General features: G+C 42.8%; 12 protein-coding genes. 3 read left to right on the top strand and 9 right to left on the bottom strand.

Annotation, left to right across the window (positions count from 1 at the left end; translation table 11 throughout):
* Both QD47_RS26395 and QD47_RS26390 read right to left on the bottom strand, forming a co-directional pair.
* Positions 1-536 (bottom strand): hypothetical protein (locus QD47_RS26395; RefSeq protein ID WP_044648906.1); only part of this gene is annotated, 536 nt, incomplete at its 3' end.
* 402 nt (positions 537-938) lie between these two features.
* Positions 939-2,684: a methyl-accepting chemotaxis protein gene (locus QD47_RS26390; protein WP_044648905.1), complete on the bottom strand. Its 1,746-nt coding sequence runs from the start codon at positions 2,682-2,684 to the stop codon at positions 939-941.
* Between the two features lie 446 nt (positions 2,685-3,130).
* Here QD47_RS26390 and QD47_RS26385 point away from each other — a divergent pair, with 446 nt between their 5' ends.
* Positions 3,131-3,709, top strand: a complete 579-nt coding sequence (locus QD47_RS26385; protein ID WP_044648904.1) for an RBBP9/YdeN family alpha/beta hydrolase — start codon at positions 3,131-3,133, stop codon at positions 3,707-3,709.
* 65 nt (positions 3,710-3,774) lie between these two features.
* Here QD47_RS26385 and QD47_RS26380 read toward each other — a convergent pair whose 3' ends face one another.
* Entirely contained in the window at positions 3,775-6,168 is a 2,394-nt protein-coding gene (locus QD47_RS26380; protein WP_044648903.1) for a polyprenyl synthetase family protein, read from the bottom strand.
* Between the two features lie 275 nt (positions 6,169-6,443).
* On the opposite strand from QD47_RS26380, the gene QD47_RS26375 reads away from it, so the two are divergent.
* Positions 6,444-6,920 carry a GyrI-like domain-containing protein gene (locus QD47_RS26375; RefSeq protein ID WP_044648902.1) on the top strand — a complete coding sequence of 159 codons (477 nt, stop codon included), beginning with the start codon at positions 6,444-6,446 and terminating at the stop codon, positions 6,918-6,920.
* 66 nt (positions 6,921-6,986) lie between these two features.
* A complete protein-coding gene (locus tag QD47_RS26370) occupies positions 6,987-8,864 on the top strand; it encodes a helix-turn-helix domain-containing protein (RefSeq protein ID WP_044648901.1) in 1,878 nt (625 codons plus the stop codon).
* 82 nt (positions 8,865-8,946) lie between these two features.
* Here the strand turns inward: QD47_RS26370 and QD47_RS26365 are convergent, their stop codons facing one another.
* From QD47_RS26365 to QD47_RS26340, 6 genes are all read right to left on the bottom strand, one after another.
* Positions 8,947-9,381: a hypothetical protein gene (locus QD47_RS26365; RefSeq protein WP_235332370.1), complete on the bottom strand. Its 435-nt coding sequence runs from the start codon at positions 9,379-9,381 to the stop codon at positions 8,947-8,949.
* A gap of 79 nt (positions 9,382-9,460) precedes the next feature.
* Positions 9,461-10,120 carry a DUF2625 domain-containing protein gene (locus QD47_RS26360; protein WP_044648900.1) on the bottom strand — a complete coding sequence of 220 codons (660 nt, stop codon included), beginning with the start codon at positions 10,118-10,120 and terminating at the stop codon, positions 9,461-9,463.
* Positions 10,121-10,254: 134 nt separating this feature from the next.
* Positions 10,255-11,262: a phosphotransferase gene (locus QD47_RS26355; protein ID WP_044648899.1), complete on the bottom strand. Its 1,008-nt coding sequence runs from the start codon at positions 11,260-11,262 to the stop codon at positions 10,255-10,257.
* Positions 11,263-11,430: 168 nt separating this feature from the next.
* The gene (locus QD47_RS26350) at positions 11,431-12,429 is read right to left on the bottom strand and encodes an AraC family transcriptional regulator (RefSeq protein WP_044648898.1); all 999 of its coding nucleotides are present in this window, start codon (positions 12,427-12,429) and stop codon (positions 11,431-11,433) included.
* 86 nt (positions 12,430-12,515) lie between these two features.
* Positions 12,516-13,712 (bottom strand): MFS transporter, encoded by a 1,197-nt coding sequence (locus tag QD47_RS26345; RefSeq protein WP_044648897.1) that lies wholly within the window; start codon positions 13,710-13,712, stop codon positions 12,516-12,518.
* 28 nt (positions 13,713-13,740) lie between these two features.
* A partial coding sequence (locus tag QD47_RS26340; protein ID WP_044648896.1) for an alpha-L-rhamnosidase occupies positions 13,741-15,976 on the bottom strand: 2,236 nt, incomplete at its 5' end.

Genomic DNA, 15,976 nt, shown 5'->3' with positions numbered 1-15,976 from the left:
TTTTCTTTTACTAGCCACAAATTAATTATTTCATTTACAAAGTCCGATTCATAATTTTCATATCCTTCAATCCCATAAAAAAATGAAATTAATAAATCGTCTTTTTCTAATTCTCGTATTCCTCCGTAAGGTGCCTTTAGAGCCTCGCCGTTAAAAAGCTCATTCACGTAAAGAAGAAAGAATAGATTTTGAGATATTACAGTATGCGGCTCTTTTATTTCCTTATTAAGTGAATCTAAGAAATCTTCGGTTTCCGTAGCTTCCTGAAAAACTGATTTTATATCTCTTCTCCAGACTTCATCACATAGTTTTACATTCTCTCTGTGTCCAATATTTAAAAATATTGTTGGGCCAGATTCTTTATATTTCCATTTTTTACCAGTATTTAATACCCTATCTTTGAAATCAGAAAGTGGATGTTTTAAGCTATCTACGATTTCAATCTCAAAACCTATACCTTCCTCTTCATCCTCAAAAATAATGTAACTCTTTATAACTACCGACAATACACTAATCTCTTCAAAATTTGTTGCCATGCTGTAACTCCTTTTAATTAAAATTATTTTAAGTATTAATTTTAGAAAATAAGTCCATTTTAATGTGCTGGTTTCTATATTTTACTTTGCATTACTTGGATGTTACGGTATTGAATGCTGGATAAATAAAATTTGAAGCAAAATACTATATCAAAGAGATCTTAAATCCAAAACATTGGGTTTACGATCAAATAATAATTGTTAAGTATTTTATTACTTAGACTACTATTGTTATATTACTGTATGAAGAAAATCAGGTGACCACTTCAGAGAGCATAAAAAAAGGGAGCCTACTTGCGGCTCCCCAACTGCAATTCTTGGATGTATTGTTCCTTCTAGACTCTAGCTATTGAGCTGATGAAGTCAACCCTTCATATGGAATACCTCACCAGACTAGCTTCGTCAAATAGTAAAACCTTCGACCAGTTCATTCAATCGGGTAGCGCTTTCCTTCACCTGATCAGACTGTTGTGCCACTTCAAGAGACTTTTCCGTCGATGAAACCATGTTCTCAGCAATGTGCTGAGTAGATACGGCAGACTGTTCGCTGGCTGTTGCAATCTCGTGGATAGCTCTCACCATGGTTTGGATCGTTGCATTCACCTGCTTAGATGTGGCGTTCAAATCATTAACTGTATTCGTATGCTCAACTACATCATTGTAATATTGTTCTGCCGTATCCTCAAGCAACTGATAATCCTTGCCCACCTTGGCATGCAGGAAATCCAGTAATTCCTCGGCATTGGTCGTCAGATTGGCTACAGATTGTACAACCTCTTGAGTAACACTCTGAATTTGATCTACCGCCTGCTTGGACCCATCTGCCAACTTGCGAATCTCGTTAGCCACAACCGCAAACCCCCGACCTGACTCACCGGCTCGAGCCGCTTCAATAGATGCATTTAAAGCCAGCAAATTGGTTTGGGCCGTAATTTCCAGAATGGACTGGGAAAGTATACGAATTTGGTCTACCGCCTTGGCTTGTTCCAGCGCTTCCGTCATCTTTTCACTGGCCTTCCGGTAAATCTCTTTGGACGCTTTATTGGACTCACTCGCTTCATACTTCAACGCTTCGGCCTTTAGGCTTGTATCATAGGCAGACTGCGCTTTTTCTTGAGTTTTGAGCGAAATGTACTCTGCCGCCCGCTGCATTTCATCGGCAGAATGATTCATGTTTTCTGTATATGCCGAAGTCTCCTCCATCGCTGCTGATAGCTGTTCGACTGTAGCCGATACGTCTCTAATCCGCTCATTGAGATCGGTCATATTATGATTCGTCTGATCACTTAGATGATTAATTTGGCGGGATTCATTGATAACCCCCGTAATAACCATTGAGGTTGAATCTGTCATTTGTTGAATGGCACGTGCAATGACAGCGATTTCGTTATTTCCCTTGAGCAGGGTTGGATCAAGTGCTGCCGTTAAATTGCCTTGGGTAATCTCTTCACAGTATTTCGTAATGGTGCTCATCCGAGAACGGATATTCCGAATGGCCGAAAAGGAGATCATACTAAGGACAGCAAGTACTAGGACCAGAATCGCAATCAGAATAATTGTGCGCATTTTAATCTCATTTTGCGTATTTTGATATAAGTTGGCCGATTGTTCATTGTTGTAATCAGAAATATCGGTCAGTATCTTAACAATTGCCGTACTGGATGTATTAATCCGGCCTCTCTCTTCCTTGTCATACGTTCCGGTATTTTTTTTGACTGCCATGATCTGCTCAATATTCTGATAATATGTGTCTATGCTGCCTCTTAGTTCCTCGTACAATTTCTGTTCCTTCGGGTCCAGATTCTTTTGCGAGAATTTACTTAACCCTGATGTAACGCTGTCTTTTCCCTTCTGTACCTGCTTATATTGTTTATCTGTGTACTCCTCATTATCGAGTACTTTGGTGTAGTTGGCCCGCATGTTATAAAAATCACTTTTCACTTCCAGAATATTCGTTTGGTGTTGAAAGCGATCCATATACAAAATACCTTGGCCCTCTTTAGCTTGATACATGCCGAGAACCCCTACCAACGATACAATGAGCAAACCCACCAAGCTGATCATGATCATGGAGACCATCGTTGTCGTTACCTTTAAATCTCTAAATCCTTTTACTTTTTTAGTGCTGTCTGATAGTTTTGTTCTCATCAAAACTCCTCCAGTCGTCTATGTATAATAGATCACGTTGCTCCCATGGATACTATCCCCCAAACCATAAGAATTAAGAGATTACACCGTGATGATATATATATCGGTAGAAAGCGCTTAATTTTATAAGAGAAATAACAGTACTGCTAAAATAAAGAATATTCATTCAAGGAAAGTGAGGATGAGATTGATAAATCAGGATTTTGCAAAATTCGATTCCAATCGCTCCGAAGTGCAATATATAGACGAACTAGACCATTTCGATCTATATATTGTTCATTGGAAGTCGCTTATTGGATTTTTGCAAAATCCTCAAATATGAGTATTATTTTAGGTGCTCACGAGCTTGGAAAATTTGCTAAACTAAAATAGTAGTCTTTATACCAAAGTGGAACATATATCATCAACTAATCAAGAACAACTCAGGATAATAGGAGAGACGTAAAGTGACAAACCTACAAAATCAAAAACAAGTGTATATCATCCATGGGTATACGGCTTCACCAGCCGATCATTGGTTTCCTTGGCTACAAGACAAGCTACAGGAAGATGGAGTTTCTGTAGATATATTGGATATGCCCAACTCACAAGCTCCCCAGCTTCATGAGTGGACCCAACATTTATTATCAAGTATTGAGGTTCTTCATAAGGATACCTATTTTGTTGGTCATAGCTTGGGGTGTGTTTCCATATTAAGATATTTGCAGCAAGTAAGTATTCCAGAGCAACTCGGTGGTCTTGTCTTCGTCTCCGGTTTTACCGATCCCGTGCCAACCCTGCCGTCATTAGATGAATTTACAAATGATAAGCTGGATTATAAGCAACTCATGGATTCAGTAAAGATGCGTGCAGTTATTGCTTCAAAGGATGACACGATTGTCCCCTTTGCATTCAGCAAGAAACTAGCAAATGACATCCAGGCGGATTTCCACGAAGTAGAACACGGAGGACACTTTTTAGAGCGTGACGGCTTTACTTCCTTACCCATTGCATATCAAGTTTTAATGGATATGATGAAGAGTTGAACCGCTACTTTACCCTAACGCAAAATACCCCATCGCTTATATTAAGCAATGGGGTACGCCCCTTTTTAACGGTCCCGGGTTACCATATAATTCATTAAATGCTTCAGAAAAGTGATGTTGCGGGGTACCTCTTTCAACGCTTCCATAGCAAGGCAGTAGTGTTCCCACATCTCTTTACTGGCACCTTCCTGACCCAGGATGGATACGAAATTCGAATTGTTGTTCTCAGAATCCTGGCCAACAGGTTTTCCGAGTAAGAGCATATCTCCTTCCACATCAAGCAAATCATCTTTAATCTGAAAAGCAATCCCCGCATGATAGGCAAATTTCTTCAAAGCAGCAATTTCCGACTCCTTGACCTGTGCAAGCATGGCAGGCATCACCAGACAAGCCTCAAATGCCACTCCGGTTTTGTAAAAGCACACCATATTTAACTGCTCCAGTGTCAATTCCTTTCCTTTGGAATCCAGATCCATCGCTTGTCCCATACATATATCTTCTGCCTTTTGGGCCGAGTATTGTATCAACGCGAGTACGGTCTCGGCATTGAACTGGTCAAGTGACGCTTGTTCCCCAATCGCCTTCTGAATCAGATACAGACCGGTTAATTCCGCCGTAGCGCTATTGTGTACCTGATGCAAGGTCTGACGCCCTCTACGGGTAGACGCATTATCCTGAGAAGGCAGATCATCGAAGATCAAGGATGCGGTATGCATATACTCCAATGATCTCAGAAGAGGCACGATTGCCGATGCGTCCAGTCCATATTCGTTCACGCCCATCACCCAAGTCAATATAGGCCGTATCCGCTTCCCATCCCCTTCGAGACTGTAATTTGCTGCATCAATAAGCTGCCCTTTCATCGCTGGAATCCCATGAGGTTTGGTAATTTTTAATTGGTTGTTAATCTGATGGCGGATCGTTTTGAACGTATTTAAAAATTCTTCCTTTTCCTTCGAATCGTTTTTCAGATGGGTAATCATCTGGTCCCGAAGCAGTTTATCAAAGAAATCTACATCATCCGCTTTTCGCACCATCTCTTGGATAAGACGATTGAATTCCGGATTTCCAGATGCAAAGATCTCCATCATTTCATTATACTTTTCAGTGCCTACACGTTCTTTATAACGTTTGAGTCCATTCATGGCACGATCCAGTATCACCTCACGGGCCATGGCATCGGAATCATACACGTTATGGATCAAATAGGAAATAACCGCCCAGTATAATTCAAAGGGGTTGATAAGATCCGAACGCTGATCATGATATTTTAAATAATAGGTATAGGGTGTTACCGCACCGTCTCTCATATCGTCAACCATATCCGCAAAATCATCAGCCAACTGGTTATAGATACCATAAAAGAATGTTCGTTGCTCAAAGCCCTCATCCTCGGGAGCACCAATCACGGAACGGACAATCAATCGGGACGAAGAAGATTTTAAAATGACAGGTATATAAAGCTCTTCATTGGTATAATTAGCACACGTTAGGTCCTTGACGCGGTCGATATCCTGGGAATGAAAAAAGACATAGGACTGCTCGAAAAATGTTTGCTGTGTATCCGGCCGCTGATGTTCCTTAATATACTCAAAAGCATCCGAGAGCTCTGAGTGTATGTATTGAATTAACTCCATATTATTTCCGGTCCAATCGCCCAACTCAGGCACAGATCCAGTGAGAAGCGCAGCACGTATCATATGGGAATATTGTTCTTTCTCTTGAGCGGTCAAAACCTGGGAATCGAGAAGATCGTCAATGAAAGGATAGGTTAGACCATAGGAATAACCAAGCCTAATGGCTTCATCAAGTCTGCGAGCACGTTCCGCAGGTGATACTTTATCGTCCATTTCTTCTATCACATGCAGAATAACCCCGATTATGATCTTAATCAGTTTGCGCTGGGCTTGCGCTGCATCCATTTCTTTTGGAATATGGGAGGATACGGACCTAAGTTTGTTGATTACCCAGATCGTGGCGGTTTCTATGCCTTCCTTCTGGGCCCACCGATACAACCCGGCCAAATTCATAAATTCGGGCTGGTCTTCCCCGTTTGCACTGGTGGATTGAATCAAGTGTTTTTTGATGTCAGTAATGACACGCTGAATCCGGGTCTGTGTGTCAGGAGAATTCAGAGCTTTGCCTAAATCCCTCATATAAATATAGGAGACGCTTCGATCCAGGTAATCATCCAATTTGCCTGTATAATTCAGCCATTGAATGTATCTATGATAATCCCGAGTATCAGGCTTTTTCTTTCCCCGCGAAAAGAAGGATAGCCATGAAGCATGATGAATATGATTCCTTTTCCACATTTGGATATCTTCTGTCAGGGTAGTTACATAAGTCTTGTCTACGACCTGTGCATAAAGGGATGCAAAATACTGAACCGCCTTCTGCTCAGCCACCTGATACCCTGTATTGGCATGATTTACAAATTTCTCATTCATACGATGCATTACCTCAACTTCTATTTTTGTTAAACATGGTTGCATTTCTTCCCTGACGGGAATGAGGCGGATCATGTTTTTATCTTTATACGGGAAAGAATCTGTGAGGTTACGAAATTATCATGCTGCTTACCGAAATACACTTATTGGCTTCATCAAGCAGATGTACCTTTACTGACTGGTCTGATACCGTTCGAATTATATAGTATAATCGATTTTAAACCGTCTGTTGACTGGCTACCTAGTTATATTATGAATGTTATGAATAGGGGGTTGTGTGATTAATGACAATGGAAGAAGTGCTTATGCTGGAACGTAATGAGACGAAGCTCGTTGGATACTCTGTAACCGCGTCGTTAAATCAAGATCTGGAAACCGGAATTGTCGTAAGATTACGCGAAGAACTCTTTGACAAGCGTCATGAAATCGCAAATCGATTAGATGATGACGGGATTTACTTAGTCCAAGTTTACCCGGACGGCGAATGGACGCCAGATGTTCCGTTCGTAAGTATTGTTGCGGTAGAGGTCAGGGATTTTGCACATATTCCCGAGGGATTAGTTCGTCATACGATACCGGCTGGGAAGTATGTGAAGGTCACTCATAAGGGACCTGAATCCCAAATAGATGGAACCTATGACTCAATCCGTGATAGGGGGATCAGCGCTTCTCGCTCTTTTGATTTCGAGTATTGGGCTGATATTCATTCTCTGGAACAAAAGGACAGCACGATAGATATTTATATGCCTTGGAAAGCTTAGTCGATGTAACAAGAGCAGAATGTACTGCTACGCATGTGTTAACTTATATTATTTCGAGGTGTTTTTATGGAGTGGCTGGAAACAATCAGATTATGGAACCAAACGCCAGTTAAGGTGCTGGACATTCGTCATTTTACGATGAAGCCTGGAGAGAGATTGAGTTCCTATTCCCTGCCTTCAAGCGGATTTTTATTCGCCAATCAAGGAGAAGCCAGATTGATGCTTGATGAAATCGAAACCTCAGCAGCCAAGTTTCAGGTTCTCCACGGCGAAAAAGGAGCAAGTCTGAATATCTGGTGCTTAAACCAGCCGTTTGAATACTACCTCATTTTATACAAACCCGTTCAAGAGCGAGCGGGTCAAAGCTCATTCGAACGAGAAGATCGGATGGCTCTATTTAGACAAAACTATGCGTTTCAGGCCCTCTATCCGCTCCCCCTGATATCACTTGTCGAACAAATGAATCAGCAGTGGTCTAATAGAAATGAGCTGGACAAACTGCAAGTGAATGGATTGTTCTATCAATTCGTGCATGAACACTTTCGTCAACTACAGATGAAGGAAATCAAAATATCCGAGCCGGATCTGGCTACACAAATAGCCCAATATATTCAAGAGCATTTTCAAAAACCAATCGCTATGGAGACGATGGCTAAACGGTTTCATTACAGTACCCACTACCTCGTAAAGGTGTTTAAGCGCAAATATGGATGCAGCCCTATCGAGTATGTCGTTCAGACCCGCATCAACAGGGCCAAATCCCTGTTAGCTGATACAGATGCTTCCATTCGGGAAGTTGCCGAAAACGTTGGATATACCAATTTTTATTACTTTAGTCGACTTTTCAAAAAGCAAACCGGCGAAACCCCAACACAATTTAAAATGCATAGCCTTGTTTCAAAAAGTTCAACAAATACAAATTTTACACTCAAATCCTTCATTGCTCCCCGATCAGGACAACGTTATATTGGTAACAATGATAATCATTATCAACATGACGCTTGGAGAGTGGACGATATGAATGTTAGTTTTAAGCCTGCTTTTGCTGTTACCCTTTTGTTCAGCTTAACATTGCTGCTGGCAGCTTGCAGCGGCGCAAGTGACGTTGCGAAACCAATTGAAACAAGATCGTATACCGATGCACTGGGACGGCAAATGGAAATTCCTGTTCAACCCAAAAGGGCTGTTGTTATTACATACGGTGGTTATTTGCTTCCACTAGGCTTAAAACCGGTAGGTGTCAATCAGGAGATACTCGACCTTTATCCTGAGAAGATGGCTGATGTCGCTAGCATAGGCAAAGGAACAGGTAATATCGAGGCCATTTCCGCATTGGAGCCGGATTTGATTATACTGTCGGATTTTCACGACAAAGCAACCTTTGAGCAGTACCAAAAAATTGCCCCAACTATTGCAGTAGCATGGGGTGGTGATCCAGACGTGGTGAATACATTGCGGACGTTTGGCGACATTATGAACCGGAAAACAGAAGCAGAATCCTGGATTGCTAAGTTCGAGAAAAAATTACAGGGCATTCGGGAACAAACTCACATCCCCATTAAAGCAGATACTACCGCAATCTCTTTCATTATTCACAAGGGAGAGGTACTGCTTGGAGGTGAGGGCGGTACGCTCGGAAAATTGATTTATCAAGATTTCGGTTTTCAGATGCCTGAGCAATTCAAACCCTATGCCGATGGCGGTACTGCTCTTTCCATGGAAGCTCTGGTCCATCGTCCAGCTGACTATTTCTTTACTCAAATGACAGATCAAGAGTTGAAGCAAACCATGCAGCTATTCAGCGAGCCTGTGTACCAAACGATTCCCGCTGTGAAAAATAATCACATTATTAATGTTTCCCGTGATAAATGGAACAATGGCCCCTACCTGGTGGATGAGGCGGTCGATTCGTTGATTGAACAAATATCTCAAATTCAGCCATAGGGACATACGGCACTTTCATTGACGTTTTTCAGGGGTAAAATGAATAGCAAATAGCGAGAAGCCCAAAAAAATCGGCATCTCGCTATTTGCTATTCATATAGTTCCCATGTTTCTGTACATAGCTCAATGAAAGAATTTGCAGCATGTCTGCATTCGGCATATATTCCGGCAGCTCGTAAGCGAGGTTCATTACTCTCAAATCTTCGGTATCAAAAAACTGAAAATAACGTTCTCCATTTTGAAACTCCCCGCCGTTAGAGTATTTCAAAAAATCCAGATAGCTGTCAGGAAATTGTCCTTGAGGCAGCTGCCAGCCAACAGGATTGAGAGGTATGTATTGATCGTAGTATGGAGAAGACTTCGGAAAAGGGTTCACTTGTCTTTGTTTGATTTCGTGAATCTCCTGCTCCGATAGCTTTATATTCCATTTGTTCAGAAAACGGGATAGTTGTTCATTCGTCACACTTGGACATTTTACAAATTGATGTTTAAAATGAATATTCCAGATGATAGCCAACCTCCGATGAATCAGTGTCTCTTAACCTAAATTATAACGGATATTATACTTGTTCTCCAGCTTCAGCTATTGACCACTTCTACTCCTCATCCCTTGCCGCCTCCCAAGCTTCTGCCACAGCTATAGGTGCCTTGCGGCTGGTTTCTCCACTGCCTTCCTTTGTCCACAGCGGTGGGTAATAGGCAAACACCTGACCGGGTTGAAGCTTGCGAACATCGTCCTGCCAACCTTTCCAACGGAACGTCTGGTAGAAAAGCTCCAAATCCCCCTCAGCCAGCCATCCAAAAAAACCGGAATAGGCCTTTTCTGTAGGTTCCCAGGCAAGCGTATCCGGTGCAAAATAGTAGATTTGTCCGTCATTACCAAAACGCCCAGTATTCAGTCCAAAAAATCCTCCTGCTGCATCGTAGGCCACAATCAGCATTCCCCAAAGCGCGGGCACGCTTGCCGGCTCTTGAAGTCCGTTCCACGAAGTCAAGCTGCCATAAATTCCAGAACCCCCTGCACCCAGCAAGGTGATCCAGCCGTGATCAAAAACGATCCCTCCTGTCTCATAGGCAACCGTTCCCAAATACGATTTCGTACTCACCTGCAAACGGTACAGCGTATCCCCCGAAGCCGATTCCGATTCTGCCGATACAATGCTATATGGATTTAGGCCTTCTTTCAGGATATTTCTAATCTCTTCCCATGTATGGTTTTCTTTATCCAGCAGTTCATCAACCGTTAAAGTATGCATGTTCATTCCCCTCTCATTGTCCTAATTTCAACCTTCAATCCACATGCTGAGTCTTTAAGACCTGTGTTTGATCCAAAATCACCCACTGATTCAGCTCGTCGTCTGCCAATCTCCTCCTCATCTTGCGATAAAGTTCATTCATACGCCATTCCTGCGAGGATCAACTCCTCCTGAATCCAGCTACTTCGGGTAGACAGTTGCAGCAAGTCGGCAGCGATCTGCTTGACCTGCTCTTGTAACACATGTGGCTGATCCGTTCCTTCTAGAAAGCGGCTTAAAAAATGAAGAAATACATCTACCTTCCTGAGCTGCATCAATACAGGTAAAGCATCAATCTCGGTTTGGGACAGATGAGCTCGGCGGCTGAAGCCCCGGCAAAAATCCCGAACTGATCTCGTCTCCTCCGGTTGACCCAACAATCCTGATAAAATAACCGCTGGTTCCATGACCCGAACGTCTAACGTACAAAATTCAAAATCAAGCAGTGCAGCCACTTGGCTATGATCGTTATCCTTTACCAACAAATTGGAAGCGTTCAAGTCCCCATGTACAAGCTGATGCGGCAACTCTTCCAATGCATGAAGCGAATCTGTAATCTCATCATATACTTTTCCTATCCATCGCAGCTCGTCATGCAAAGCTTTTAGAGGCTCTGGCGGATGTAGGCAAATCTCTCGAACTATTTCCTGGTTGCACAATGGATAGGATTGCTGCAAGGCATAATACGGTCGGTAGACTGGATCCATATCAAGATTTAATGTCGCAAGCACAGCAGATAATTCACCTGTGACCTCGCCAAAAGAATAGGCAAAGCTTGATTCCTGCTCCAGTGGTGATTTGCCTTCTATGTAGTCGAACAGACAGACATATTTGCCGCTTTCCTTCTCAAGCTGAGCGAGTGTCTCTCCCATTACCGTTCGAATTGGCATCGGTACCCTGAATGATAGAGAATGCTTACTCAGTGCCTGCAAAACCGCATGCTCAAATTCAATTTTGTCCCTATCTCTGTGTGTATCGTAGACGCGCAGCACTCCGCTTCGCCTACCACCCTTAACAAAATACGTCGTATTATTCCAGCCCCCGGTTCGTTTCTGCAACGTTCCGTTCCACTCCGGCCAGTGCCGTCTTAGTATCGCTTCCAAGGATGTATCCTCCCTCTTGCCGGAAATAAAGGTATCCAGCAACCTATCCTTTCATTAGCCTTGTGCTTATGAATTAGCAGCTATTATAACACATAGACACCCAATTAAAATTGGACGTCTATTACATCATGTAATGGTCATAGCGTTTACATGCTCCTTTGATATCCTTCATTTCCTCAACTGCTTGTTTCGGATATTTTGCGGGGTAGCACCATAAGCCATTTTAAATTTTTTATAGAAAAAACTCATGCTGTTATATCCAACTTGCTTAAATATCATTTCGAACGGCAGGTTGGTATTCACAACCAGAGAATAAGCTGCATTGAGCTTAATGTTGGCAATAAGCTGAGTATAAGTAAGACCAGTTACTTTTTTTAACTTATTACTTAAATACGTACTATTGTAACTGAAATGATTAGATAATTGCTGCAAGCTTAAATGCTGATAATGCTCTTCCATGTAATTCAGAATAGATGTAATATTATTTTCCTGCTGGTTTAAGTGAATATTATGCTCGCTTTCCAATACACGAACCAATTCTCCAAAAACAATTTGCAAATAAGCCTTGACCAATTCCATCGAATCCTCTTGACTGGAAAAATATTCGATTAAGATTCTGCGCAATATATATTGAAGGTTTTCATTATATTGCGACTCAAAAATAATAAAGTGATTATGGTGCTGATGCTGGAGGACAGAGTTGGCGAGAAATTCGCCAATCAGACTTTTTTTCTTGGATAACCGTTGTAAGAACAGAGAAGAAATCGTTTCTCTTTGCAGCAAGATATTAATAAGGATATCGTCTTCTCCCAAAGGAGCGATGCTGTGCGGCACATCCTTATCCAGGACACACACTTGGCCTTCACAAAGCTGAATTTCTTTGCCTGCTATGATTTGATTGCACTTACCTGAATAAACATAGTTTAATTCAATAAATTCATGCATGTGCTCCAGCATCGGAGCAAATCTATTGTGCTTGCTAATATAAATATCATGTTCTCCGAAGAAAAACAAAGCGGGCATACGATACATGTTCTGATTTATATCATAGTATCGTTCGTCCTCCGCTTCTTCGGAAAGATCATTAATAACCTGGTTGTTTTGTTGTTGTAAAAGTTCAATTTCCGTTTTGATTCTCAGTAACTGGTCCAACTCATGAAGGTTCATAAACACTGACTCCTCCTTCATTATATGATGGAAAAACGGGCGGTTCTCCGCCCGTTGAAAAAACTACCTATACCTGATGTCTCCCATTAACTGTGAACTGCCGCCTGAACCTTACTGCCCTTTCCTCTAATAGCGATTCCCAGACAGATGAGTGCAGCAATCGTAAACACAATCGCAGAAACGAGGAAGGAAAATGAGGCGGTTTCATTTCCAAACAACATGCCAACTAACTTGATAACATAAGGCGAAGCAAACGCTCCCAAATTGGAGCCTACCATTGCAATTGAAATGGAAATCGTCTCACTGCCTTTAGGCACGATTTTAGTTAGTATGGTAAAAATATAAGGAATAAACAGCGCAAAGCTAAAGCCAATGATCAGCATGGCAATGGTAACCATGGTAACATTCTGAGCAAACCACAGCAGTACAAAACCTGTTGCTGTTAATAGACTGGAGATAAAGGGAGCGTAATTTCTAAACCATTTATATATTTTACCAAACAAGAAACCTGCAATCATAGTTGCCAAGGAGAACAGCGTTAATGCGGTTCCTAAAAAACCAGGATTAGGCATATTCTTTTCAGCAATCATAATACCTGTTTTGGTATACACAATCATGATAAAGGTCATAAACAGGAAAAGTGCAGCTCCTAATCCAAGTACAGGTATGGATACTCCGCCGCTCTTGTGGCCCGTTCCTGTTGAACGCTCCGCTGTAGGCTCCACACGCTCTGGTTCGGGAATGATAAAAAAGAATAACAGCGCAACAGGAATGGTGATAGCATAGCATAAAAAGGCAAACTTCCAGTCGATTAAGGCAAGCTGTCCTGCCACAAAAGTAGCTAAGCTGCTTCCGAGCCCTTGAACGGCGCTTTGAAAGCCTACTAATTGGGCACGTTCGTCCCCTTCAAAAAAATCACTAATTAAGCTAACGGCCAGCGAATTGAACATCCCGAGACCTGCACCTAATACCAGTCGCAACGCGAGAATCCATGTAATGTTAGTAGTGAACATAGGAAGGATTCCGCCGATGACCACGAGCAAAAGTCCTAGCATGACTGTATTTTTTTTGCCCAATCGGGAAGAGATCGGACCACTCAACAGCACAAACAGCATCATCGTGAAGGATGGAATAGTAACTACGCTTTCAATCAAGGAACTAGAAACCCCTGATAATTGATTCAGCATCATCGGTATGATAGCCGAAATGGCACTCGCTGATGTCAGGACTAACGAAATGGACAGCAACGCCGTTTTAAACAATACTTTGTTTTTTTTATTCATCAAGTTACTCACCTCTAGTCTATGTTATTTAGCCTCTGGTTGCATGTGCAGGAACTTGGGTAGTCTGGCAGTATCTGTACTGGAAGACGTACTTCCCTGAACCGACCGTAAACGTAATTTCATGATCTCCGCTCCTTTGGAAAATCGCCTGTTCACCTGCAATCCCCATTCTCCCAGCCAGCTCCTGTGGTATATAAACAGGCGGATTCTGAATCGACGGATATTGCGTTGCAATGGCCTGCTGTAATGCATCCGGGTCCATAACTCCCGGAAGTGTAATCTCAGCCGTCGTATTATGCGGAACGCGAACCGTCATCTGCATTTCTTCATTCACGATTTCCCAATGGACTTCCAGCGCACCATATGGCGTTTCCAGTTTCCCGTGGGCCGAAGTAAGATTAGCAGGCGGTTTAGGAGCTAACCGTGATTTTTTATAACCCGCTTCAAGCACATCAATTCCGGCAATATTTTGGTACATAAAGTCTCCAACTGAACCGTATGAGTAGTGATTGAACGAGTTCATATCCGTACTCCAGAACGAGCCGTCCACTTTGATGCTGTCCCAATGCTCCCACATGGTCGTTGCCCCCCGTTCAACCTGATAGAGCCATGAAGGATAATCATTTTGAAATAAAATCTTATAAGCTACATCCGTATAGCCATTGTCGGACAAAACCAGACATAGGTAGGGTGTGCCCACAAAGCCGGTATCCAGATGCATATCATTTTTTTCAATGAGCCGTACGAGCTCCTGGATCACTTGCTTTTTATACTTGTCCGGCACCAATCCAAAGTGCAGAGCAACAATCTGTGCAGTCTGGGTATTGGAGGTCAGTTGGCCAACGTCATCGAAGTAGCGGTTCGCAAAAGCGGTTTTAATCCCGTCATGTAAGCTTTTATATGTGTTGTAATCGGTATAACGATTAAGCAGTTTGGCCGTCTGCGCCAAAATATGAGTCGAATATGCAAAGTAAGCAGTTGCCACCAGCGTTCCGTCGGTCGCCCCAAAATAACTTCCTTCTTCACTGTCCAGCGCCAGCCAGTCTCCAAGCTGCAAGCCGGTATCCCAAAGATATTCTTCGTTCCCCTGGGCGCGGATGTAATCCACCCATGCTTTCATACTGTCATACTGCTGAGCTAAAATTTGCTTATCCCCATAGCATTGATACATAGTCCACGGACATATAACCGCCGCGTCTCCCCATGCTGCTGTCGTTTTGTCCATATTATCGGCAAAGGTTCCTTTGAGGACATCCGGCACTACAAAAGGCACTGCCCCATTCTCCAGCTGGTTATAAGCCAAATCCTTCAGCCACTTTCGGAAAAAGGAAACCGCATTCATATTGAAGCTGGCCGTTCTGGCAAAAATCTGTGCATCACCGGTCCAGCCTAATCGCTCATCGCGCTGCGGGCAATCGGTTGGCACATCCAGGAAATTCCCCTTTTGCCCCCATACAATATTGTGCTGTAATTGATTGAGCTTCGGATCGGATGTCTCAAACACCCCGATATTCTCCATATCCGAATGCAGAACAACACCCGTAAAATCTTCAATTGTAACGTCATCCGGAAAGCCCTCAAGCTTCACATATTGAAAGCCTTGAAAAGTGAAATGTGGCCGAAATATCTCCTTCCCCTTCCCACTGCAAATGTACGTAATCTGCTGAGCTGCATCACGAATGTTATCTCTGTAAAAGTTCCCTTGCTGATCCAGCACTTCACCATGAACCAGCTTCAAAACCGTACCTTCGGGCGCTTCAACTTTAAATTCCAGCCAGCCTACCATATTTTGACCCAAGTTAAGCACAAGCTCACCTTTTGGGGTTCGAATAAGCTCAACAGGCTTCAATCGGTTCATCACACGGACAGGCTCATTCTCCTGAGCAACCAGATGACTTAATGGGAACGGGACGATCTGCATCATTTTCCGTTCGGTTAAAGAGCTATGTTCGGGTGCCCGCTGCTCAAGTCTGGCATCATAGATTTCGCCGTTATAAATATCCGACATTAAAATGGCACAGCTCGTTTCCTCCCAAGAAGAATCAGAGCAAATGAGTTCAGAACGGCCATCTTCATAACTAATCTCCATTTGAAGTAGCAATGCATTCGTGTCCCCGTAGGTGTCCTTGCGCTTCTGCCAGCCCAGATAACCGCTATACCAGCCTTCTCCCACCGTTGCTGTGATTCGGTTATTTTGTTCTTGAATGGCAGAAGTCACGTCATACGCTTGCACCTGGACACGATCGTTATAATCCGTCCATCCC

It is taken from the genome of Paenibacillus terrae, from assembly GCF_000943545.1.
GTDB lineage: Bacteria > Bacillota > Bacilli > Paenibacillales > Paenibacillaceae > Paenibacillus > Paenibacillus terrae_A.
This window is presented reverse-complemented; position numbering and strand designations above follow the sequence as displayed.